20 protein-coding genes are annotated in these 24,122 nt (G+C 46.3%); 16 read left to right on the top strand and 4 right to left on the bottom strand.

The window, feature by feature from the left end:
* The first annotated feature begins 3 nt into the window (after positions 1-3).
* Genes MKY41_RS13105 through MKY41_RS13080 form a run of 6 tightly spaced genes read left to right on the top strand, consistent with a single transcriptional unit; the run spans position 4 to position 10,103 of the window.
* Positions 4-1,092 (top strand): hypothetical protein, encoded by a 1,089-nt coding sequence (locus MKY41_RS13105; RefSeq protein WP_340745435.1) that lies wholly within the window; start codon positions 4-6, stop codon positions 1,090-1,092.
* Positions 1,076-1,939, top strand: a complete 864-nt coding sequence (locus tag MKY41_RS13100) for a GGDEF domain-containing protein (protein ID WP_340745434.1) — start codon at positions 1,076-1,078, stop codon at positions 1,937-1,939. Before MKY41_RS13105 ends, MKY41_RS13100 begins: the two co-directional genes overlap by 17 nt.
* Positions 1,929-3,638 carry a DUF2334 domain-containing protein gene (locus MKY41_RS13095; RefSeq protein WP_340745432.1) on the top strand — a complete coding sequence of 570 codons (1,710 nt, stop codon included), beginning with the start codon at positions 1,929-1,931 and terminating at the stop codon, positions 3,636-3,638. Before MKY41_RS13100 ends, MKY41_RS13095 begins: the two co-directional genes overlap by 11 nt.
* Positions 3,631-4,911: a glycosyltransferase family 2 protein gene (locus MKY41_RS13090; RefSeq protein ID WP_340745431.1), complete on the top strand. Its 1,281-nt coding sequence runs from the start codon at positions 3,631-3,633 to the stop codon at positions 4,909-4,911. The genes MKY41_RS13095 and MKY41_RS13090 overlap by 8 nt, the downstream gene beginning before the upstream one ends.
* On the top strand, positions 4,898-7,006 hold the full coding sequence (locus MKY41_RS13085) for a cellulose biosynthesis cyclic di-GMP-binding regulatory protein BcsB (protein WP_340745430.1): 2,109 nt from the start codon (positions 4,898-4,900) through the stop codon (positions 7,004-7,006). The genes MKY41_RS13090 and MKY41_RS13085 overlap by 14 nt, the downstream gene beginning before the upstream one ends.
* A gap of 7 nt (positions 7,007-7,013) precedes the next feature.
* A complete protein-coding gene (locus MKY41_RS13080) occupies positions 7,014-10,103 on the top strand; it encodes an ATP-binding protein (protein ID WP_340745429.1) in 3,090 nt (1,029 codons plus the stop codon).
* Positions 10,104-10,134: 31 nt separating this feature from the next.
* Here the strand turns inward: MKY41_RS13080 and MKY41_RS13075 are convergent, their stop codons facing one another.
* Entirely contained in the window at positions 10,135-11,286 is a 1,152-nt protein-coding gene (locus MKY41_RS13075) for a response regulator (protein ID WP_340745428.1), read from the bottom strand.
* Between the two features lie 209 nt (positions 11,287-11,495).
* Between MKY41_RS13075 and MKY41_RS13070 the strand changes: the two genes are divergently transcribed.
* Complete coding sequence (locus MKY41_RS13070; protein WP_340745427.1) at positions 11,496-12,062, top strand: RNA polymerase sigma factor; 567 nt, start codon at positions 11,496-11,498, stop codon at positions 12,060-12,062.
* Positions 12,040-13,641 carry a DUF4179 domain-containing protein gene (locus tag MKY41_RS13065; RefSeq protein WP_340745426.1) on the top strand — a complete coding sequence of 534 codons (1,602 nt, stop codon included), beginning with the start codon at positions 12,040-12,042 and terminating at the stop codon, positions 13,639-13,641. The genes MKY41_RS13070 and MKY41_RS13065 overlap by 23 nt, the downstream gene beginning before the upstream one ends.
* A gap of 143 nt (positions 13,642-13,784) precedes the next feature.
* On the opposite strand, the gene MKY41_RS13060 is transcribed toward MKY41_RS13065, so the two are convergent.
* The 3 genes from MKY41_RS13060 to MKY41_RS13050 form a co-directional block, all read right to left on the bottom strand.
* Positions 13,785-15,167 carry an FAD-binding oxidoreductase gene (locus MKY41_RS13060; protein ID WP_340745425.1) on the bottom strand — a complete coding sequence of 461 codons (1,383 nt, stop codon included), beginning with the start codon at positions 15,165-15,167 and terminating at the stop codon, positions 13,785-13,787.
* A 30-nt stretch (positions 15,168-15,197) separates the two neighbouring features.
* On the bottom strand, positions 15,198-15,821 hold the full coding sequence (locus MKY41_RS13055; RefSeq protein ID WP_340745424.1) for a hypothetical protein: 624 nt from the start codon (positions 15,819-15,821) through the stop codon (positions 15,198-15,200).
* A 64-nt stretch (positions 15,822-15,885) separates the two neighbouring features.
* On the bottom strand, positions 15,886-16,785 hold the full coding sequence (locus tag MKY41_RS13050; RefSeq protein ID WP_340745423.1) for an EamA family transporter: 900 nt from the start codon (positions 16,783-16,785) through the stop codon (positions 15,886-15,888).
* 250 nt (positions 16,786-17,035) lie between these two features.
* On the opposite strand from MKY41_RS13050, the gene MKY41_RS13045 reads away from it, so the two are divergent.
* The 8 genes from MKY41_RS13045 to MKY41_RS13010 all read left to right on the top strand — a co-directional run bounded on the left by MKY41_RS13045 (position 17,036) and on the right by MKY41_RS13010 (position 24,004).
* On the top strand, positions 17,036-18,226 hold the full coding sequence (locus tag MKY41_RS13045) for an ABC transporter substrate-binding protein (protein WP_340745422.1): 1,191 nt from the start codon (positions 17,036-17,038) through the stop codon (positions 18,224-18,226).
* A 105-nt stretch (positions 18,227-18,331) separates the two neighbouring features.
* A complete protein-coding gene (locus tag MKY41_RS13040) occupies positions 18,332-19,213 on the top strand; it encodes a branched-chain amino acid ABC transporter permease (RefSeq protein ID WP_340745421.1) in 882 nt (293 codons plus the stop codon).
* 192 nt (positions 19,214-19,405) lie between these two features.
* The gene (locus MKY41_RS13035; RefSeq protein WP_340745704.1) at positions 19,406-20,359 is read left to right on the top strand and encodes a branched-chain amino acid ABC transporter permease; all 954 of its coding nucleotides are present in this window, start codon (positions 19,406-19,408) and stop codon (positions 20,357-20,359) included.
* Between the two features lie 6 nt (positions 20,360-20,365).
* Positions 20,366-21,139 (top strand): ABC transporter ATP-binding protein, encoded by a 774-nt coding sequence (locus tag MKY41_RS13030; RefSeq protein WP_340745420.1) that lies wholly within the window; start codon positions 20,366-20,368, stop codon positions 21,137-21,139.
* The gene (locus tag MKY41_RS13025) at positions 21,132-21,833 is read left to right on the top strand and encodes an ABC transporter ATP-binding protein (protein WP_041072645.1); all 702 of its coding nucleotides are present in this window, start codon (positions 21,132-21,134) and stop codon (positions 21,831-21,833) included. Before MKY41_RS13030 ends, MKY41_RS13025 begins: the two co-directional genes overlap by 8 nt.
* A gap of 292 nt (positions 21,834-22,125) precedes the next feature.
* The gene (locus MKY41_RS13020; RefSeq protein WP_340745703.1) at positions 22,126-22,326 is read left to right on the top strand and encodes a PLD nuclease N-terminal domain-containing protein; all 201 of its coding nucleotides are present in this window, start codon (positions 22,126-22,128) and stop codon (positions 22,324-22,326) included.
* On the top strand, positions 22,323-23,225 hold the full coding sequence (locus MKY41_RS13015; protein WP_340745419.1) for an ABC transporter ATP-binding protein: 903 nt from the start codon (positions 22,323-22,325) through the stop codon (positions 23,223-23,225). The genes MKY41_RS13020 and MKY41_RS13015 overlap by 4 nt, the downstream gene beginning before the upstream one ends.
* Entirely contained in the window at positions 23,222-24,004 is a 783-nt protein-coding gene (locus tag MKY41_RS13010) for an ABC transporter permease subunit (protein WP_340745418.1), read from the top strand. The genes MKY41_RS13015 and MKY41_RS13010 overlap by 4 nt, the downstream gene beginning before the upstream one ends.
* The last annotated feature ends 118 nt before the right edge of the window (positions 24,005-24,122 follow it).

Genomic DNA, 24,122 nt, shown 5'->3' with positions numbered 1-24,122 from the left:
AAGATGAAAAAGAAAACACTTGGACTATTAGTCGTCGTTCTCCTACTTGGCGTTGCAACAAGCACCACCATTTTTTCCGACGATGAAAAAAAGAAGGAGATAGCAAAAGAACCGTTGCTGGCGGAGCACTTTATCCAAAATTATTTACTTCGGGAAGATGGGCGTATGCAGACGGATTTATTGGACCAGCAAGATGTTTATCTATCCGAAACGGTCGGCTTATGGATGGATTATTTAGTAGCGAAAAATGATGTTGCGCTATTTGATCAGCAAGTGGAGGCATTGGAAACGTATTTTCTTACGAAAGATCATTTGGTCACTTGGGAACTGCAAGGTACTTCGAAAGCGCCTGCGAACGCGTTCATCGATGACTTGCGCATTATCAATGCCTTGTATGAGGCGGGTGAAAAGTGGCATCAGGGAGCTTATCCAAAATTGGCGGCCAAAATGGGGAAGTCGCTCATCCGTTATCAAATGAACGACGATCTATTAGTCGATCATGTAGATTTGGAGAGCAAGTACAAAGGGGAAAATATTACGTTAAGTTATATCATTCCAGCTGGATTTGACCGGCTTCAGCAACTTTCGCTGCCGGATCAGACATACGACATGACGAAGCAAGTGCTCCTGGAAGCCCCGGTTTCGCCACTGGGATTTTTTCCGAAAACTTATCATGTTAAAACGCAATCCTATTCCTACGATACCGAAATCAATTTAATAGACCAGTTTTACGTAGGATACCACCGGGCTCAATGGCAGGGGGACGTTACACCGCTTCTTGATTTTACGAAGACCGCTTTTGCAAAGGGGGATGGAAAATTGTATGGGCGGTATAACCGCGACACCGGAGAAGCGACTGTCCCTTATGAAGCGGCAGCTGTTTACGCTCTTGCAATTCTTATGTGTTTGGAAATCGAGGAACAAGATTTCGCCAAACAGCTTTTCAATCAGATGAAAACATTACAGCAGGCTAATGAAAAGCTTCCCTACTACGGGGGATACACCGACATTTATTCGAAGGACACTCATACTTTTGATAATTTGCTTGCACTTTTGGCGGAAAGGAAAGGAATCGATGAAGAAGCATTTTGATGTGGAAATCAGACCCCTTATCTTGTTTGCTCTGTTGTTGCTAGGTATGCAGATTACTCTATTTCTACTGTTGCAAGAAGGACGGACCGGGCTTTTAATGAGTGCCTTTTTGACTGGGTTCGTCGTTCTCTCGCTAGTGGCGGGCCCTTTGGTAGGACTGTTTAGCAGTGTACTGTTCATTTTCATCATTGGCACAATTTTGGTTTACATGGCATTGCCAAGCAGTTCATTGTCGGTTGAAACACTATCGATGCCGTTATCGCATTTATTGGGCTACGGTTTTTCCCTTCTAATATTTGTCCTACTGGCAGGACAGCTCCATGAAAGAATTGCAGGGCAAGGCAGGCTGACAAGACAATTGCAGGAGGAACTTCGCCAATTCGTGGCGGTCGATACGGAGACCGGATTTGATAATAAATACCGAATGGCCATGGAGTTGGAGGCGGAAATGAAGCGCATTGACCGGTATGGAGGTGCCTTCACCCTTGTTTTGATCCAAATTGATTTCTTTAATGAATTTCTCAAGTTATATGGTGAAAAGGAGCAGAAGCACCTGCTCCATTCCCTGGCGGATACTATGCAGACTATCATCCGGTCCACTGACCGTAAATTCCGTTATGCAACCGACCGTTTTGCGCTATTGCTGACCCATACGAATGATACCTCGATTGAGACGGTCTATGATAAATTGGCCTCCGCCATTAAGCACCATCAATTGCTGAATGAAAAATACATCACGTTATCGTTTCGGGCTGGTCACGCCGTTTATAACGGACATGCGAAAACGACGGACCATGCGATTCTAGTTTCACAAGTGGAAAGTGAGATGGTGGCACGTGAATTGTAAACGTTGGTGGGGAATCAGTGCAGTTTTACTTTTTGCACAACTTCTCATTGCCGCATCCGTTGTGTTCGCGGAGGAAAAGGTACCTGAAATCGCGTTACTTTATATGACGGATGATGGGAAGCCGAACTCCAACATATTTTTTATCGAAGCGACACTTGCCGGCTTTACCAATCAGATTGATCTGTATTCTGCCGAAGGGCCCGAAAAAGAAATAGGCCTGTATGATGTCGTTGTGTTTGTCGGGGACTACAAAGGCGATGTTCCGGAGTGGGTGCGGCATGCCATCAATAATTTTCAAGGGCGGCTGCTTGCGTTCGGATACAATGCGGAGCAGTTAACACCTTTCCAAGATTGGCATATCGCTGGGGAGGAATATATACGCAATTTGGATGGAAATCCGTTACGGGCTGTCAAATCGGTCCTCCAAGCAATACCGCCTGCAGATGCAACCGTCTTGTCGGAAGGGGAGACATCGGAGAAGAAACTGCCCTTCATTTCGAATAAAGGAAAGGTGTCCTATATCGCAACTACCTCATTCGGTACGGAAGAGAAATATGTCCTGTCCCGTTCCCTTTATGAGCTGCTGGACAGAACGGAGCCGGACAGCCATCCCGCCTACATCCGGTTGGAAGACATTTCTCCGATTTCGGACGCGAAGCTCGTCGAGGAAACGGGGATGTATCTAGCGGATCGAGGCATTCCTTTTTTCATGGCAATCATTCCAGTCTATGTCAATAGCGAAACCGGTGAACAGATTTCGTTGGCCCGAAACAAACCGCTCGTCGAAGTGCTAAAAAGATTGCAGGATCGAGGCGGGATGGTCATTGCACATGGGTATACCCACTCCTACCGATCCGATGAAACCGGGGAAGGGTTCGAATTTTGGGACGTGGAGCTCAATCAGCCGATTACGACAGAGCGGATGGACGAGCTACCGCCAAAACTGAAAACGGTCGATTCTTTTACCTCTGCTGAACAATACGAGACTTATAAACAAATGATGAATCAGGTAGAGATCAGGTATATCGAAAGGAAACATAAAAAGTCGATTGAGACGCTTACCGCTCTCGGTTTATATCCAGTCGCTTTTGAAGCGCCCCATTACACGATGAGCTCTAATGGATACAAGATCACTTCCGGCTACTTTTCCTCCATTTTTGGTCAGATTCAATTAAGCGATTCTAATTGGAGTGTCATGGATAGTCCGTTGTTCATTGGAAAGCCGGCTATTTTGGCGGGAATGACGCTCTACCCCGAAACGATCGGCTATGTCGATCCCGGGTTGGCAAATCCGCTTCACGATATGGGAATCGCTGTGAAACGGCTGCAAACAGTTCCCGGTTCTGTTATAGGCGGATTTTATCATCCGTATTTAGGCTTATCGTATTTGCCCGAACTGATCGAACTAATGGAATCCATCCCGAACATGGAATGGATCGATTTTCAGCAGGAGAATTATTTCGTTCGGACAGATCGGGTGGCAATAACGCAGACGGGGACTGGCGGGCGGCATATTGAGTCTTCCCTTACAGCAAAAGACCAATTACTTGATCGGATGTATGAAAATCCATTCGATCTTGCACTCTGGATCGTTGCTGTTATTGTTCTTGTTTTTCTTGCCATGTTTGCCGTGTATGTGACGAACTTGCGGATCCGGTTGAAAAAACGTTTATTCGAGGAGAGGGAATTCATTGGCTAACTGGCTTTTTTATGCGGCGCTCATCCTGATTTGGGTCATGCTCCTGTACCATATGTTTTTAATGCAGGGCGGGTATCGGCATTTTAAGACATTCGAAAGGGTCATTCCGACGTGGGAAAAGCGGATGGTGAATCTGCCGACTGTCAGTGTATTCATTCCCGCGCATAACGAGGAAGTTGTCATCGGGCAGACACTCCAAGCAATGTCACGTCTGTATTATCCGAAGGACAAATTGGAGGTCATCGTCATCAATGATAATTCATCGGACCGGACGGGGGAAATCGCGGACAGTTTCGCCGAAAAGTATCCGTTTATTCGAGTCATTGAAACGAAGCTGCCCAACCGGGGAATTGGCAAATCTTCCGCGTTAAATGAAGCAATGCAGCAATCGGAGAGTGACGTCATCGTTGTATATGATGCGGACAACACGCCGGAAAAGATGGCGGTCTGGTATTTGGTGATGGGGCTCGTCAATGATCCGAAGGCGGCCGCCATGGTAGGGAAGTTCCGGGTGATCAACGCCAAACAGACTTGGCTCACCCGCTTCATCAATATCGAAACGATCTGTTTTCAATGGATGGCTCAAGGAGGACGGTGGAAGTGGTTCAAAGTCGCCACCATTCCGGGTACGAATTTTGCCATCCGGCGCAGCGTCATGGAGCAGCTTGGCGGCTGGGATGTTAAAGCGCTTGCAGAAGATACCGAGTTGACGGTGCGTGTCTATGACTTGGGCCATCATATCCGTTTTTTCCCCGCGGCCATTACATGGGAGCAAGAGCCGGAAACGTTGAACGTCTGGTGGAAGCAACGGACGAGATGGGCGCGGGGCAATCAATATGTCGTCCTGAAATTTCTCGGACAACTATTCAAGCTGAAACGAAAACGGATCATCTTTGACTTGTTTTACTTTTTCTTTACGTATTTCCTATTCTTTTTTGGTGTCATTTTATCCAATGGGCTTTTTATTATCAATTTATTTTACGAATTGCATTTGAATATCGGAAACGTCGCATTGGTGTTATGGGGGCTTGCCTTCCTGCTATTTCTGGCAGAGGTGATGATTACGCTGAGCATTGAAAAGGCGGAGATGAACCGCGCCAACTTTTTTTATGTTATTTTCATGTATTTTACGTATTCGCAGATGTGGATTGCCCTCGTTGTCCACTCACTCTTCTTGGAAATGAAGCGGATCCTTTTCCGCCAAGAAGTGCGTTGGTATAAAACAGAGCGATTTACCAAAAAAACAATGGAGGGACATAATGAAACGAACTAAAGCATTGCTTGTATGCCTATTTGCGGTTTTGTGTGTAGGTTTCTTGCCATTGCAAGGCGAAGTACAGGCGGCCGTGCAGTTGCAAGTGAAAGATGTGGGAATGGATATCCATCCATCAACCATTTTGAAACAGCCATTGACGAATCGCCCAATTGAATTGACCGGGCCGGAACAGGAAGCGATATTTTATTATGAAATGCGCTCGGCTCCTGCAGACACGGAACATCGACTCGTCTTGCACTATAGCCATTCGGAATTATTGATCGCACCATCTTCTGTGACAATCCATGTTGATGAAGAGGCTGTCCTGTCCAAGCCGCTCAATGGCGAGGAACTTGCCGGAAAGATAGTGGTCCCGTTGTCGGGAAAAGCTTTGGAGAAAGGATTTCACCAAGTGTCTATCGCTTTTTCGGGAATCATTAAAGAAGGGGTCTGTGTGGAACAAGGGACGCCGGGAAACTGGTTCACCATCGGCATTGACTCTTATTTGCAGTTGAGTGGCCAACGTAGCGATGAAGAACTTTCGTTGGCGGATTATTTGCATGATTTCACCGGTACGGCGAATCGCCCGGCATTCATTGTCTTACCGGAGGAGGGGTCGTTGGAGACGGTAAACAACGGTATCCAATTGGCAGCTTATCTCGCGGAACAGGGAGATGAAGAGGAGGCGCACCAGGTTATCCGGGAATCGGAACTCCAGCAAATAACAGGAAATCTCATTGTGATCGGGACGCATTCCGAATTCACAAGTCCACTTCTAAAGGATTTATTACAACAAGCTGCTTTACCAAGCGAAAAGGATTCGGTTACCATTTCCCGTCATACGCTGACGGACAGGAAACAGCAGGCAGATATGCTGTTCGCTATTGCTTCTTCACCCGAAGATTTCGATAAACGGCTGGATGTATTAACCGATCCTACCCTGACCAAGCAGTTATCTGGCAAACAGATGACAATCAAGACATTGCCGGAGCGCAAGGCAGATTCTGATGAACGGATCATTCCGCTCAAGAAGTTTGGCATCACCAGTTTCACGCTTGATCGGAACAACAGGGAGAGCCAACAGTTTTTCCACTACGTTCCATTTGCCAGCGAGAAGGACCAATCACCGATCTTAGAACTGCATCTCAAGCATACTGCACTTGCTGCGCGGGATATTGAACAGGCAGCGGATATGACCGAGCGGGATATGGAACTTGTTGTTCTTGTCAATGATGTGCCGCATTCCGTCAATATCCGGAAGTTGGTCGAGAAGAAAGAAGGAAGTTATACCGTCCGGATTCCTGTCGAGCCGAATGCAATTCAAGATAAACGGATGATCAGTCTACAATTTGTCGGCAACGGCTTGCTGACAAAAAATCCTTGCATTGCGACAGATCAGAATCGGTGGATCTATATTGATGAGGACAGTCATTTCACTTTCCCCGTAGAAAAGGAGACGAGTAGCTTTTCATTGGCGGCATTCCCTTCGCCTTTCATCGACAAAGGGGAGGATACATTGATCATTTTGCCTTCCTCCGAATCCGAATGGGACCAATCTTTGCTCGATCTGTATCGTGCCCTGTTTGTATATAGCCAACCGATGCCATGGAGTTTGGCAACTGCTGAAAAGGTGACGGCAGAACAGATCAAGGATCGGCATCTGATTTTTGTAGGGGGGCCGGACATTCAGCCGTTGTTGAAGGGGAAAGCGGACAAATTGATCATGCCTTATGATGGGGGCACTCCCGATCTGCAGTCGTTCGGCTTTGTGCAAGAGGCAATGGAGAATGTAGGTTGGATCCAGCCCAGTCCTTGGGGCAATGGCAAATATTCAATGCTCGTATTTGACCGGGTAGATGAGTCCAATTCATATTTAGACAAAGTTCTGCTCGATTACGTAAGAGATTCGGATGAACAGGCGACTATAGCTAGCCAATCGAATAATCGCCAAGTATTTACGAATGCTGCTCTTCTTCAAGAGGTCCCCGCAACGGCCGTCGAGAGTCAAACATTGACCAAAAATTTGTCCATTTGGGAAATTGCCGGTTTTGGAGCATTAGTCCTCTTTTCCTTTGCAGCAGCCATTTTTATGGTGAAAAAGAGAAAGCGATAAACTTAAATTGAAGAAACAAGGAATCAATCTGCCGCCTGTCGAAACAGGGAGTATGAAAATAGGGAAAGTGTTTGTAAGTTTAATTTTATTCTTATCATTTTTAACGATATTGCGTTTCATATGGATCGGCATGTATTTGTCAGAAAGCTCTCCTCGTGCGAAGGACGGTGTCATTGATTTACGAGATTCGGCAGTGTTGGAAAATAAAGTGGTGCCACTGGATGGCGAATGGTTATTTTATAAAGATCAGCTATCGGATAGTAGAGATGGCGGTTTGTCGACAGCGGAAGCTCCCATACGGACGGAGGTTCCGAAAAACCGAAAGACTGACTTTTTCGATAGCGGAGCATCAGAGGTGTATGGGACATACCGCTTAAAAATATTATTGGATGAAAACCAGCCGGAGTCGTATGTCTTTTATTTTCAAGAGGTTGTTTCGGCATTTGCTGTGTATGTCAATGATGAAAAGATGTTGAAACTAGGGGAAGTCGCGTCGACCCCTGAGGAAGCAGTACCGGATTATCGGCCGATTGAATTGTTAGTGGATGGCCGTGCGAAGGAGCTGGATCTTGTCATTCAGGTGTCCAACTTCATGCCAAACCGAGCGGGCGGGATTGTGAAATCCATTGAATTCGGAAAACAGGGTGAAGTAAAAAGAATGATGACGGTCAATTACTTCCTGCAGTTTATGACAGTTACGATTGTTTTGCTGCATAGCTTCTATTCTCTTATCATTTTTTTGTTTTTTGATAGAAGACGGGAGACGCTTTACTTGGCTTTGGCATTCCTGATGATGGGCCTTTCGATTTTGGTGGATGATGATAAGATTCTGCTGTATTTGGTCCCTTCCATATCTTTTGAGATGTGGCGGGCCATGATTAGCATTTCTTACGTCAGTGCGGTGTTCTTTATTTTGTTGTTTTTTAGAGGCATTATAAAGGAATCCTTTCCAGGCTGGAAATTCGCCCGTCGCTATTTTGATATTTTAGTTGTGCTATATATCGTGTTCTTGGTTGAAAAGATAAAGGACGTCAATCTATTTCCGCCCTTTCCGGTATCTTCGATCATCATGCTCTTCCCAGTTGTTCTTCCATTTTTTCTCTTTAGGCTCGCCCTAATAGGTAGAAAGGATGTTGTCTATCTGTTGTTGGCAGTGACCGCTTTGGCGAGCAGCATTATTTGGGCTTCCATTAAAAACAGAATGTTCGCTTCGCTCCCTTATTATCCATTTGATTTGGTGATTGGCATTGTCCTGTTTGGGGTTTATTGGTTCAGGCGCTTTTTCCATGCAAGTGATATGAGCAATCGCTTGTCCGTACAATTGCAGAAGGAAATCGAGCGGAAAGACGATTTTCTTGCAAACACATCACATGAACTTCGGAATCCGCTGCATGGAATCTTGAATATTTCGCAAGCCATCCACGACAGTGGGAGGGATCAATTATCCAATGAGAATAAAAAGAATTTGGAAACGTTGATGGCTGTCGGACGTCAAATGGCCATGGTCTTGAACGACCTGTTGGATATGTCCAAGTTGAAGGATGCCTCCATCCGGCTGGACATAAAGGAAATTCACACTACTTCCGTAATTTCCAGCGTATTTGATACACTGCAATTTATGAAGGAAGGAAAAAAGGTTTCTTTTGTAAATGATATCCCGGCAGACTTCCCGCTTGTCATGGCGGATGAGAACAGATTATTCCAGATATTTTTCAATTTGATTCATAACGCGGTGAAGTACTCGGAAGAGGGGGGCGTACGGGTTTCCGCTACTGTGAGGAAAGGATGGGCTGTCATTGAAGTCTCCGATGAAGGCGTCGGAATGGATCAGGAGACCGCTGAATTGGCTTTTCACCCTTATGAACGTGCCGATGGCGGCATGACGGCGATGAGTGGGGGGATCGGTTTAGGGCTGAGCATTTGCAAGGAGCTTGTCCAGCTTCATGGAGGTACAATTTCAGTAAAAACAGAAGTTGGGGAAGGTTCGACTTTTACCTTTACTTTGCCTATCGTTGAAAAACAAAGTTCCGTTCCCCTTCCTTTGCAGCCTGCCCAGGAAAAATCAGAGGAGCGGATTGAACAGAATAACAGGTTGGAGCCTAATATAGGAACGTCCCGTTTTCTCGTAGTCGATGATGATCCACTCAATCTGGCTATTGTCGAACGGATTCTGACGATGGAACAGCATGAAGTGGTTACATGTGCTAGCGGAAAAGATGCGCTGGGATTATTGCAGCAAGGGCAATGGGATCTCGTCATTTCGGATGTCATGATGCCGAATATGTCCGGTTATGAATTGACAAGGAAAATCAGGGAGCGTTTTTCGATTTCCGAACTCCCTGTCATTTTATTGACGGCACGAAGCCAACTGGAAGACATTCAAACGGGCTTTTATTCCGGAGCTACCGACTATGTCACAAAGCCGGTGGAAAGACTGGAGTTGATAGCCCGGATACATGCCCAGACGGCGTTGAAACGTTCCATCGATGAACGCGTTCGAATGGAGGCGGCTTGGCTACAAGCACAAATCCAGCCCCATTTTCTTTTCAACACTTTGAATACCATAGCTGCTTTAAGTGAGATCAACCCTGCGAAAATGGTCAGGTTATTGGAGCAGTTCGGAACCTACCTGCATGCCAGCTTTGCGGCCCAAAATCTTGATCAAGTCGTTCCGTTGGTTAGCGAGCTCAGTTTAGTCCGTTCGTATGTTTTTATCGAGCGGGAACGTTTTGGTGAAAGGTTGAAAGTGGTGGAGGATTTTGAACAGGTCCCCGATATTCACATACCTCCCTTCACAATACAAACCATTGTGGAAAACGCCATTAAACATGGTATTTTAAAACGGCCAGAAGGGGGAACGGTCCGTATCGAGATTCTTGACCATCCGGAATCCGTAGACATTATTATTTCGGATGATGGGATGGGGATGAATGCGGATCAATTGCAAGGATTGCTGACAGAGCATTCTGGAGAAAGAAGAGGCATCGGGTTAAGAAATACGGAGAAACGCCTACACCAACTGTATGGGCAAGGGCTGCGTATTACAAGTACCCCATATGTTGGAACAGTTGTCCATTTTTCCATTCCGAAGAAGTGAGAAAGTCCAATAAGCCTCCCGTCGGGGGAGCTTATTGGACTTTTTGTGGTGAAGAATTACTGTGACTCCTCAAAACCGTTTCATATAATTCATTTGTGGAGGCATCCGGTAAAATACCCAAATCTTCCATCAAAAGCGACTTTAAATCATGATAAGCGGCCAACGCCCCGGCCCGGTTTCCGATATCGATATAATGCTGCATCAATTGGCGTACGCCATCCTCTGAGTAGGGGTTTAATTGACACATCCTCTGCAAATAGTGCTGTTTTTTATGCGACTCATGGTGGTTCGAATAGTAATGGACCATCGTTTGCAGCAGTTGCAAAATCGATAGGCGAAGCTCTTGCGCTTTCGTGATCGACCAGTCGTAGCTGTTGAGCTCCAGGAAATCCCCTTGGTATTGTTGGATGATGCGTTCAACTACTTGCACATTGTTTTCTTCCAGCTTGGGCATATCATCGACAAGCTGCTCCAGCTCATGTGCATCGCATTGAAATGCCGGTAATTGCAGAGAGTAGCTTTGATTTGAAAAAGTGATGGCATTCGGATAGCCAAGCGCATTCAATGTTTTTCGCAAATGGGAGATGGAAGTATGCAACTGGATTTTTGCCTTTTGATAGTCCGTTTCTGGCCATAACGTGTCAATTAGGCTATCCCGATTGATAGGTGAATTATAATTCATAATGAAAAAGGCAAAAAGCTCCTTCACCTTTGCCGTTTTCCACTTGATCGGTTCATTCTGATGGTACACGGCAAATTCACGGAAACACTCTATTCTCAACGAGGGAGGAATTTCTTGAACGGGGAGTTCTGCTGTCAAAAGAATATGGTCCCGTATCCGTGTAATCGTTTTATCAATCCGGTCTTTTATAATAGGTTTGAGAACATAGTCGATGGAGTGCAATTCAAAAGCTTGGATTGCATAGTCCCGATAGGCAGTAGCAAAAACAATATAAATAGAAGGATTCCATTCCTGAATATACTCTGCTAAATCCAACCCACTTAATCCGGGCATTTCGATGTCGAGAAAGGCGACATGGAAATCTAGTTTTTTCATTTCTTCTAAAGCGGCAAGCGGATTGAAAAAAGTTTGGATTACTTCAACATGGCCGGTTTCAATCAATTTTAGCTTCATATGCTGCAAGGCCAACGGTTCATCATCGACAATGATGGCACGAATCATAGAAACCCTCCCCCTGATAGCGACTTTTACCCTTCATTGTGCCAAAAAATTCCTGATGTTGCAACGATGGTGCCTATGGTGACAGTGTCACCTTTACAATTTTATCTTCCACAAGTGAAATGATTTCCTTCGTCAACCCGTTATACTTAGTGAAATACCCAAACGACTCATGCGCATGTTCGTTTACTGGAGAAAGGGGGATCTGCCCAATGGAAGAGGAGTTGCAGTGGATCCGAGAAGTGGTGGCGGGCAATAAACAAGCCTACGCCCACATTATCGATAAATATAAAAATCCTTTATACGCCACCATTTTACGTATGACAAAAAATCCGCAAGATGCACAAGATTTTGTACAGGAGGCATTCATCAAAGTCTATCAGCGATTGGATCAGTATAAGGAAACCGGTTCGTTTTCCAGCTGGCTATATCGGGTGGCCATCAATCATTGTCTGGACCAATATCGAAAAAAGTATTATCAATCGGCATCTCAGCAGATTGACGAGAACCAAGTTGTCAATCCGCAGCATCCGGAACTCATTTTTCTAAAAAAGGAAAAGAGCCGGCAATTGGAGCGGTTAATCGCGACTTTGCCGGAGGATGAGCGGTTGATCATTCTTTTACGCTATGCGAATGAATTGAGTTATGACGAAATTAGTGAATTGGCGGATGTCCCGGTCTCGACCGTCCGCAATAAACTGCATCGGGCGAAGAAAAAAATGAGGGCTACGGTAAAACGTGAAGGAGGGGATTACCATGAACTGTCCAACGGCGGATAAGTTGTCACAGTATGTAGACGGACTATTGCAGGAAAATGAAAAAAAGCAGATGCAGTCTCATCTTGCCGGCTGCTCATCTTGTCAAGAAGTGCTGGAAATGTTGCAAGGAGAACAGCAATTTATTAAAGACACCTTGCAAACCCCGGAATTGCCGGCGGATTTCACATCAAACATTTTAGATCAGTTAGATCCTTATCCGGCTCAACAGGTAAAAAAGAAAAAGCGATGGAGACGAATTGCCGCAACGGCAGCTGGTCTGTTGCTCGTTGCAGGTATCACGGTGTCTTATCCAAGTTTTGCGCAATTGATCGGAGGGATGTTCGCTACGGACCAAGTGGATGAGGGGTTGCGGCAGGCGACGGAGGAAGGCTTGGTCAACCGAGTGGATCTGTCCGTGACAGACCAAGGCCTCACTTTTAAAGTCGAAGACATCGTGGCTGATTCTTCGCGTGTATCGCTTTCTTATCTCATTTTGAATCAAAATGGAAAACCGCTGGACGCTTACTTGGATTTTCCTAATTTAAAAAGTAAAGTGACGGTGACGGATCAAAACGGCAATCCGATTGATTCCTTCAGTGGCGGCTGGAGAGACGACAGTGATTATGGACAGTTGGAATTCTCGCTGAGGGAGTATGAGAATGTTGAACAAGTGACGATTTCTTTTGATATTCGCGAAATGAAAGGGAAAACGGGGAATTGGCAACTGGACATCCCGGTGGATTTACGGGAAAATAGCCAACTGACCCAAACGATTTCATTAGAGAAAGAACAGGCGGAACATCATGGCGTCGCCATTCAACTGAAGAAGTGGCAAGCGGCCCCTTCTTCGAATGAACTAAAATATGAAACAATGCTGACTGAACAAGAGCAGCAGCGGATTGAGGAACAGGTCAACAAAATGCGGGAGAAGTTTAAAGGGAATGGGGATTTTCCCCCAATCCATACAGATACGGCTATTGCTTACCATATCGAAAATGCACAGCAGAAAATTATCTATCAATGGAACACCCTTTCACAAGGCAGCGAAGGCAGTATGCTCCAATCTACAGGGCAAAGCTTGGATAATATAGGGCATATGGCGTGGATTGATTCTTTTATTCCCCAAAAAGATCCGTCTCCGATGACGTTTGTACTGGAGGGTGTCTATAAGGCAGAGCCGGCGGATTTTTCGATTTCATTCAAGCCGAAGGTGCTCAAAAAAGAGCCGGTGTCGTTTGAGTATGAAGGGAATTTCCTGACAATCCAAAAGGCGGCTAAAAATAATACGTACGAACTGCGCAAATCATGGAACCCGATCGAGAAACAAACGACCTTCCTAATCGAAATGGAAGGCGGCAAAGAAGCGGGGGCGGCGGAGCTCGGCAATTGGATGCTGACGGATCCCCAAGGAAACGCCTATCCTGTGTATGCTAGCGGCTCAACATTGACGGAAACCGATGACAACGCTCGTTATAAAAAAACATTGGAACTGAGGGCATATGGACTGGACGCGGTCCCAGAAGAAGTGACACTGCACCTATTGTCGGTAACCCGGTACTATCCGGTTGAAAACGGATGGAAAGTCCCTCTGCAAAAGTGACAGGCACCCAAACAAACACGATAAACATGAAAGTATAAACAATCGTGAAAGTTTGAATAAACATGAATGTTTGAGTGCCTGGCACCAAAACAGGCAGGCCCAAAACAGAACCTCCCGAGGAATTTTTCCCCCGGGAGGTTCTCTTACTTCATATTGACGATCTTGCCTGGATTCAACAGGTTATTTGGATCGAGAGCTGTTTTGATCTTTTCCATGACATGGAACGCTTCGCCGTGTTCCATCGCTTGGTACTTTTGCTTTCCGACGCCTACGCCGTGTTCGCCTGTGCAGGTGCCGCCCCGTTCCAAGGCATACATGACGATTTTTTCATTAAATTGGTCCGCCGTTGCGACTTCTTCGGCATTTTCCATATCAATCATGACGAGAGCATGGAAGTTTCCATCGCCGACGTGGCCGACGAGTCCGCCCGGCAGTCCGGCTTCGTTCAATTGCTCCCGTGCGAATAAAACCGCATTTGCCAGTTCTGAAATAGGTACGCAGACGTCCGTCACCATCATTTTCTTCCCTGGATACCCGTGAATATACGCATACGCCAACGCATGGCGCGCTTCCCACAGTTTATTGCGGGCCGCATTATCCTTTTCGAAATCGATCCGACTGCAATTATGGTCTTCCACAATATCTCGCATGAATTCGATGTCCTGTTTCAAACCTGCTTCGTTCCCGTGGAATTCCATGAAGAGCGTCGGCACTTCCTCATAATCGGTTTCACTATGAATATTCGCCTGTTTCATCGACGCTTCATCTACCAGTTCCACGCGGGCGATTGGGATGCCGGCTTGTAAAATGGAGACGACCGCTTCGACGGCGTCTTTCATTGTAGAGAAGGACGCTCTTGCCGCGACGACATGCTCGGGAATTCCGTAGACGCGTAGTGTCAATTCGGTAAAGCAGCCGAGTGTTCCTTCCGAACCGACAAACAGTCCGTTCAAGTGGTAGCCCGACGAGGATTTGGCAGCCAAGCTCCCTGTCTGGATTACCGAGCCATCCGCCAAGACAACTTCCAAATTGCGCACCTGATCCCGCATGACGCCGTATTTGACGGATGTCGTCCCACTCGCGTTCGTGGCAGCCATACCGCCTAGCGTGGCGTCCGCCCCCGGGTCGACGGTGAAGAACAGCCCGTACTTTTTCAATTCCTGGTTCAGCTGGGATCGGGTGACGCCCGGCTGCACTGTGACAAGCAGGTCATCCTCCTTAATCTCCAACACTTTATTCATCAATGAAAAATCGATTGTGATTCCGTGGTTATACGGGATGACATGCCCTTCCAAGCTGGATCCGAGACCGAACGGAACGACGGGAATCTCGTATTGTTGGGCGATTTTCATCACTTCGCTTACGTCTTGAGTCGTCTCGGGGAACACGACGATGTCCGGCAGGCTCGGTGTGTGATAGGATTCATCCCTTCCGTGCAGCTCCCGCACCGTCTGGTTTACTGTCACTTGACTCACGGTCAGTACGTTTTGTAAGGATTGGACAATTTGTTCGATCGTTGCTGTCATGTTGCTACCTCCTTTGAAAATTAAATTGATTCAACGCCGTTCAATTACTTCAAAGCTTTCCAACATGTGATAAAATCGGCTGCCATGACCTTCTGCCGCTTCAAGGAAATAATTTGCCGTAATTAGAAAACTTCCTTCTTTTCCATCAGACACGATATATATGTCAATAATTTTGCTATTCCATTCGTTTCCGGCTGCACCATGCAGCCCGTACCCTTCGACGGGGGAGATGACAGTTTCAACAGGAATCGGTGCGATGTCCGGCAACTCCGTTTCCAAATCCATTTGACTTTGTTTGGCTACTTGTTCAGGGGTTTGATCTTCCAGATGTTTGACTTCTAGGAACACTTCAGGATAATTATCGGGCAGCGGTTCGATCGGAGTAATTTTATCGGATTCGGATTCTTTGCTCATTTGGTAGCGTGTTACATCCAAATATATGACATAATCCGCAACGGTTCCTTCATTTCTATGGACGTCGGTCTTCTCCTCCATTCCTTCGATCAATTGGGTGATCTCCTTCTTGGCTGGGAAGCGGTCCTGAACTCCTTGTATGAACTCCGTACCTGAATCCGTCAATAACGTGAAAAAGATAATCACGAATGCCGTGGCGATGATGAAGATAAGAAAGGAACGCTTTTTCAATTTATTCACTCCTCCTCTCTATGCGATTCATCATTACATCTCTCTCCATTTATATCCGGATGCGCTCGAATTGCTACCGGGACGGCAGGGATTTTCTCGATTTCAATCGCCGTTGCACAATGCTTGGCAAGACCATACCTCCTAGGATGATCAAGATACCGATCACCTGTAGGGAGGTGAGTGTTTCGTGCAGCAAGATAACGGAAGCCGTCACTGCAACCGGCAATTCCATAGCGCTTAAGATAGAAGCTGTTCCTGTCCCGACCCGTGGAACGCCGATTGAAAATAAGAAAATCGGGAGCACGATTCCGAATAAACCTAGGATCAAACCATAAACCCATAGGCCGTTCCCAAAACTGCCGTTCCACATGATTTCAGGCGATTGGAAGAACGTGATGGCAATTGCGGCGAAAAAGGACATGAACAATAACCGGGTAATCGTATCCATCCCCGCTACTTGCTTCTGATTCACCATGATGAAAGAGGCAAACGAAATGGCTGCTGCCATGCCCCATGCCCAACCTTGCCAAGGAATGGCGCTAATATCTGCATCGATGACCCCCGCCGCCAAAATCGTTCCGCCGAAGAGAAAGACCAAGGAAATGACTTCAATTCGTTTCGGCAATCGCCGGTTCGCCACGCAGTCGAATAACATGCCGATCCAAGTGAACTGGAATAGCATGACGACGGCTAGAGAAGCGGGCATATAGCTGACTGCTTGTCCATACACCGTACCTGTAAATGCTGTGAACAGGCCGGCGAGCACAAGCGTCCACCCACCGCCGAATTTCGGGAGTTTCCTGTGAATGACGGTGAAAATAAGGAGAGACAGGCAAAAGCCAACGTAGTACTGGCTCGTGACGGCTTCCGCTGCCGTATAGCCGTCCTGTATGGCGAGCTTGATAATAGTCGATAGAATTCCATAACAACTTGCTCCGATGACGATAAATATGGGGTACATCCATTGTTTCATGTGCCGTTATTCCTCCTGTTCCATCCATTAAGTATAGCACGGTTGCCTATGAAAAAAAGCAGGGTGAAGGAAGTCATTTCCTTTTCCCTGTCGAGATTTCCAAAACTTTATTACAGTAAAGTTAAATATTAAATTAATGAAAAAAATAAACCAATACAAATAAATAATGCGGTTCCCATTATTCAGTTTTTGTTGTATAGTAATTATGCTAGTCTAATAATTTGTAAAGCAGAAAGAGGGGGAACACAAAATGAACAAAAAACTACGATTAGTCTTTTCGCTAATGATGGCGTTCGCGCTTGTTGTTTTAGCTGCTTGTGGCGGCGGCAGTAATTCAGGCACGTCGGAGAGCGGCTCTGGAACTTCCGATTCAGCCGGTGAAGGGTCCAATGACTCAGGCGGAGTTGTAAAAGCCAAAGTTGGTGTCGTTTCTTATTTGACGGGACCAGGAGCTAGTTATGGTGAGGCTATTACGAACGGTCTAAAGCTTGCGAATAAAGAAATTACAGAAGCGGGCGAAGTTGAACTCGAGTTGAAAATTGAGGACTCCGCTGGTAAGCAAGAAGAGGCATTGTCTGCTGCCCAAAAATTGATGAACTCGGAAAACGTCGATATTATCGTTGGACCGACGTTAAGTACAGAAATGCAGGTTGTAGCGCCAGAAGCTGATTTGAATGGTGTGACAATCATTGGTACATCCACTACTGCAGCGGGAATTCCGCAGATCGGTGACTACGTATTCCGTAACTCCATCCCTGAATCTATGGCAATTCCTGCCGCTGTTCAAAAAGCAGTGGACGAGTATGACGTGAAAAAAGTCGCAATCCTATACGGAAATGACGATGTATTCACAAAAGCCGGTTATGACGTAATGAAAGAAGTTGCGGAAGACATGGGCTTGGAAGTTGTTACAACTGAAACATTCCAATTGGGCCAGTCCGACTATAAAGCCCAATTGACTAAAATCAAAAACTTGAACCCGGATCTTATCCTAGCATCCGCATTGTATAACGAAGGTTCCGTAATCTTGGACCAAGCCCGTAAGATGGGTATCGACGTGCCGGTTGTTGGAGGTAACGGATTTAACTCTCCTGAGGTTATTAAAATTGCGGGAGACGCATCCAATGGCTTGATCGTTGCTACACCTTGGTTTGGAAAGAAAGACGACGAAAAAGTCAAAAATTTCGTAGAAAAGTACAAAGCTGAATACGGCATGGAGCCGGATCAGTTCGCAGCACAAGCGTACGATGCTCTCTACCTTGTGGCAGAAGCTGTGAAAAATGCAGGCGAAGCAGATCGTGATGCGATCCGTGACGCAATGGCCGAAATCAGAGACTTCGAAGGGGTTCTTGGAACTATGTCCTTTGACGAAGAAGGGGACATCGTTATGGAACCGACTGTGTTAATTATTAAAGACAATGAATATGTCGTTTTTGAGTAATTCGTAGTTGCATGAATGTCACGATGCAATCAGGTTGGGGGGAGCACTCCTCCAGCCTGGTTGTTCTCATTTCAAAAATATACATATGGATAAGGAGGGGGAAACGTGCTAGTCGAACAATTGATAAATGGTCTGACGTTAGGGAGCATTTATGCCATTGTTGCTTTAGGATATACGCTTGTGTTCGGCGTATTGAACATCGTTAACATGGGGCATGGAGAAATTTTTATGTTTGGTGCCTTCATGGGTGTGGCGGTGACCAATATACTAGGTTGGCCTCTATACATCGCGTTTATTGTCGCTATCGTCGTGACAGCTATATTAGGATATTTTCTGGAGCGTTTTGCATTACGGCCATTAAGAGGTAAAGAGGGAGTTTCACACCTTGCCCCCCTTATTAGTACGATCGGTGTTTCCATTTTTCTTGAAAACCTCGCACATCAACTCTTTGGAGCCGGGAATCATCCATTCCGGACGTCTTTGTCAGAATTGAAAGTAACAATTGGTTCTACCACCATCTATTATGTCCAAATTCTCATTTTCATCATTTCCATTGTGCTTATGGTCGGTTTGATTTTCTGGCTTTCCAAAACGAAGGCAGGAAAGGCTTTACGTGCCAGTGCGGAAAATCTTGATGTGGCCAGCCTATTAGGTGTAAACACAAAGAGGATGATCACGAGTACGGTCATTATCGCTTCCGCAATGGGAGGGATTGCTGGGATCCTTGTCGGGATTGCCTTCAACTCGGTTAACCCGCAAATGGGATTATCATTCGGTTTGAAAGGGTTGGCAATTATTATTCTTGGTGGCCTTGGGAATGTCAAAGGCGCCATGGCGGGCGGATTGATCCTCGGATTGTCCGAAACGTTCGTTGTAGCATATGGTGATTCAGGCTATCGTGATGCCATTGCATTTCTTGCCATTATCGTCATCCTGATTGTCCGGCCACAAGGCCTTTTCGGGAAGTCGACAGAAGGTGCGAAGTGATGAATGGCGGTCGGGGAATGCCAAGCCTTTCCTGACTTGAGGATGGTTGAAAATAAGAATTAGGAAGATCAAAGCAAAAAAGAACAAATGCTTTGATGGATATTCATAGAAAGGGTGGAAATAGACTTATCACATTCCTTCCACATAAGAGAGAGATCATGTGGACTTCCTGTGACTAGGATCTGTAACTATATGCTAGGAGATATTGTAAATCCGTATTATCTACAAGTTGCATCTTTTATATTGATCAATATCATTCTCGGTGTCAGTATTTACATAACGCTTGCGACAGGCCAATTGTCATTGGGACATGCAGGTTTTATGAGTATCGGTGCCTATACTTCCGCCATTCTGACATTGAATTATAATGTGCCGATCGTGCTTGGATTGTTAGCCGCGGCTGTTCTTACCGGACTTGTCGGCGTGTTGGTCGGCTTTCCCGCACTACGGCTTCAAGGCGTCTATCTAGCCATTGCGACATTAGGGCTCGGGGAAGTTATCCGGGTTTTATTCATAAACTGGGAAGGTTTGACGAACGGGGCTGTCGGGATTGCCAAAATCCCGCATATGGGGCGTGAAATCCTCCAATTTAGTAAGGACATTGGGTTCGATCCAGGTGTTCTCGGTTTGAGAAGCAACCAGTTTAGCAGTCTTTCTGTATTTCTCGTGTTGTTGATCATTGCTATTGTCGTCATTTGGTTTTTCATCCGCCAAAACAATTCAAGGGTGGGTCGTGCGTTTGCCTCCATTAAAATGGACGAGCAGGCATCCGAAGCGATGGGGATCAATATCACTTATTACAAAATCCTCGCTTTCGGACAGGGGGCCCTTCTTGCAGGTTTTGCGGGCGGTCTCTATGCTCACGTGACGGCGTATATCAGCCCGTCTGACTTTGACTATCACCGGGCTGTTGAAATTTTGATCTTCGCAATTTTCGGAGGAAGCGAAGTCATTTGGGGTCCTATCTTCGGGGCTACGTTCCTATCGGCAGCGCCAGAGTTCCTGCGGGCTGTCAGCGAATACCGTTTTATGATCTACGGGGCATTGCTCGTCTTATTGATGGCCTTCCGTCCGCAAGGGATCATCGATGTCAATATGGTGAATCGTTTTAAACGGAAAAAGAAAAATAAGAAGAAGGAGGGGTAACATAACATGGTTCTGAATGTGAACAAGATCAGCAAAAACTTTGGTGGGATCCAAGCATTGACAGATGTGTCTTTTGCGATAAAAGAAGGCGAAGTGCTTGGCCTGATCGGTCCGAATGGCGCCGGAAAAACAACGATGTTCAATATGATTACTGCTATGTTTCCTCCCTCTTCGGGTGAGATTTCATTCAAAGGCGATACGTTAACTGGCTTGAAGCCGCATCAAATTACGGAAAAAGGCATTTGCCGTACATTCCAGAACATCCGTCTGTTCGCGGATATGACAGTCCATGAAAATGTCATGGTCGGCAATCATTGCCGCTTGACGACAGGCGTCTGGCGCAGTGTATTCCGCACGAAGTCGCAGAAGCAGGAAGAGGCTGCGGTCAACCGGAAGGCGGATGAGATTTTGGAAATCGTTGGACTCTCCGAGTTCAAGGATTCCATTGCCAAAAACCTTTCCTATGGTCAGCAACGGAGACTCGAGATCGGCCGGGCGCTCGCTAGCGATCCGCAACTGATTTTGCTGGATGAGCCCGCTGCCGGGATGAATGAAAAAGAGACGAAAGATCTTTTTGACTTGATTAAAAAAATCCAGTCCTTGAATATCACTGTCTTGCTGATTGAACATGACATGCCGCTCGTCATGAAAATCTGTGACCGGATCGTTGTGTTAAACTTCGGAAAGAAAATCGCGGAGGGTACTCCTGAAGAGATCCGAAACAATAAAGAAGTAATCGAAGCCTACCTTGGTGTCGAGGAGGAAGATGACATTGCTTAAGCTGAAAAACGTCAACACATACTACGACAAGATCCAAGCACTAAAAGGCATCGATATTGAAGTCGAACAAGGCTCGATCGTCACCATCCTCGGAGCCAATGGTGCCGGGAAAACGACGACGATGAATACGATCGCCGGCCTCTTGAAAGCAAGAGAAGGATCGATTCATTATTTGGGTGAAGACGTCACTAACCATCGTCCGGACCAATTGTTGCGGAAAGGGCTGGCCCTCGTACCGGAAGGTCGAGGCATTCTTTCGACGATGACTGTCATGGAAAATTTGGAAATGGGCGCGTATCACCGGAATGATAATGAAGTGGAAGCTGACTTGAAGAAAGTGATGGAGCGATTCCCAATCCTTGAGGAACGAAAAGAGCAGCTCGGTGGAACGATGTCGGGCGGTCAACAGCAGATGCTTACTATCGCCCGGGCTATCATGGCCCGCCCGAAGCTTCTCTTGTTGGATGAACCTTCGATGGGACTCGCACCATTGATTGTCGCGGACATTTTCAATATCATCAAAGAAATTAATGAAGCTGGTACGACTGTCCTGCTTGTAGAACAGAACGCGCGGCAAGCTTTGAAAATTGCCGATTACGCATATGTCCTTGAAACAGGCCGCGTAGTTGCCAGCGGAAAAGCGCAAGACTTGTTACAAGACGATACGATCCAAAAAGCGTATTTGGGTCATTGATCGGAAAAGTTGTCCCCCTATGCTGAAACACGGCAAGGGAGGCAGCTTTTTATTTTTGTCTGAATTCATTAGTATAGCAACAAACGTAAGGAAAGGGCCGGCTGGTGCAATGATGCTAGAGTGCAAGCGAATCGCTATTACTGGTAAATTCAGGAAACGCATTATCGAATGGTAAGCATTCCTACGTCAATCGAGAAAAATGAATTTTTTCTCTTCTTGTTCTATACAATATATAACAAAGGTGATATAGTTGTTATATACCTTATAGAACAAATAGGAGGCTAAAATTGTGATGTCGGAGCTCGCGAATATACCTTGGAGACTAATACTGCCTTTGATTGTTCTTCAACTCATCTTGATGGCGATTGCGCTGTTTGATGTCTTCCGCCATAAAAAGACGAATGGGCCTTATGTAATGTGGATTTTCATTATTATATTTGGGAATCTGCTTGGACCGATTCTGTACTTCGTGCTCGGGAGGCGGCAGGCGTGACGATTTTATTGCAAGTGGATCGGTTGTCGAAAAGATTTGGGGAGCATCAAGCTACGGAAAATCTATCTTTTGAACTGGAAGCGCACACTTCTACAGCGCTAATCGGGCCGAATGGGGCCGGGAAGACGACGACCTTGTCAATGTTGGCGGGTTTAGTGTCACCTTCTTCCGGAACGCTGCGCTTGCTGGGAGAATCACAGCAGGATTTCCGACCGTATATCGGGTTTCTCCCGCAGTATCCGAAATTCTTCCCATGGCTTTCCGCTTTGGAGTTCACCGAAATGGCAGCTCGATTAAGTGGGGTGGAGGCGCGAAGGGCTAGAATGGAGGCCCAAAAGACGTTAGAATTCGTTGGGCTTGGGGATGCGATGAACAAAAAGTCAGGTGTTTTTTCAGGGGGAATGAAGCAGAGGCTGGGGCTGGCGCAGGCGATTGTCCATAAACCGAAATTGCTTTTGCTGGATGAGCCGGTATCTGCGCTGGACCCGGTCGGCCGCCGTCAAGTGATGAATTTGCTGAAGGATTTGCAACAGGAAACTACAATCTTGTATTCCACCCATATTCTGAATGATGCGGAAGAGATGACGGATCAGCTGCTATTTCTTCGGAAAGGTTTGCTTGTGGAGCAAGGCTCGCTGTCTGATGTGCGGGATGCGTATGCGGAACCGCGAATTGTCATCGAGTTTGAAACTGCTCATGAACTGCGGCGTTTTGCGCAAGAGGCCCCGTGGAAGATGACGGCGTCCAGATGCGTGGCAACGATTGATGTCTTGTCGCAAAAGGTCCATATGTCGGATGTTCTATCGGTTCTCAACAAGGGTTCATTTTCCGTCCTAAAAGTAGAATTGCAAAAAGCGAGCTTGGAAGAAATCTTTATGAAGGTGGCATTGGCAGAATGAAAGAATTTACAGTGCTCGTTCAAAAGGAATGGCGGGAGCATATCCGGAACTTTAAGATACTTTGGATCCCGCTTGTCTTTATCATTTTCGGTATATTGGAACCTGTGACGAATCATTTCCTGCCGGAGATCATGAAAAGCGTCGGCAATCTTCCGGAAGGGGCGGAGTTTCCATGGCCGGAGTTCCGCGGAGAGGACATTTTCGTTTCGTTGCTCGGCCAATATCAATTGATCGGTGTTCTCGTTATCGTGCTCGCCTTCATGGGCTCCATAGCCGGTGAACGAAAAAGCGGCAATGCGACGCTGCTTTACGTACGCCCGATTTCCTTCGCAAGCTACTTTCTCAGCAAGTGGCTCGTTGTGAGCGTCATCGTATTACTCAGTGTCTGGAGCGGCTTCTTCGCTGCTTGGTACTATATTGATATTTTGTATAATCAGGTGGACGCCGGAGCTGTATTTGCTTTTATCGCGACATACAGTGTATGGATTCTCCTTGTCGTGACAGTGGTGCTCGCCTTGAGTGCTTGGCTCCCAACGGGCGGAGCCGCAGGTTTGTCACTCATTATTGTCTTGCTGTATCCGGTATTGGACTCCTTGATTGGCACGTATTGGACCATTTCTCCAGGGAAACTTGGATCGTATGCGGCATATTGGTTTGATCAGGATATGGATCAGAGCGGGCTTTGGGGCAGTATCGGGATGTCAATCCTGCTAATATTGCTGCTGACGGCATTTGGCATTTGGGTATCCAAGCGCAATGCCGCCAAAACGACAGTTTGATTTAGGTGCACGGTCGTTTGACACCATTTGTAAATTTGCTTCAAACGTGACAATTTCACCCGAAAGCAGGACCAGTTTCCCATGTTCTTATGCTATAATTCTCTTATTCTATTCATAC

It is taken from the genome of Sporosarcina sp. FSL W7-1349 (assembly GCF_038003045.1).
Taxonomy (GTDB): Bacteria; Bacillota; Bacilli; order Bacillales_A; family Planococcaceae; genus Sporosarcina.
The sequence above is the reverse complement of the archived record's forward strand: the minus strand, read 5'-3'. Positions and strand labels throughout refer to the sequence as shown.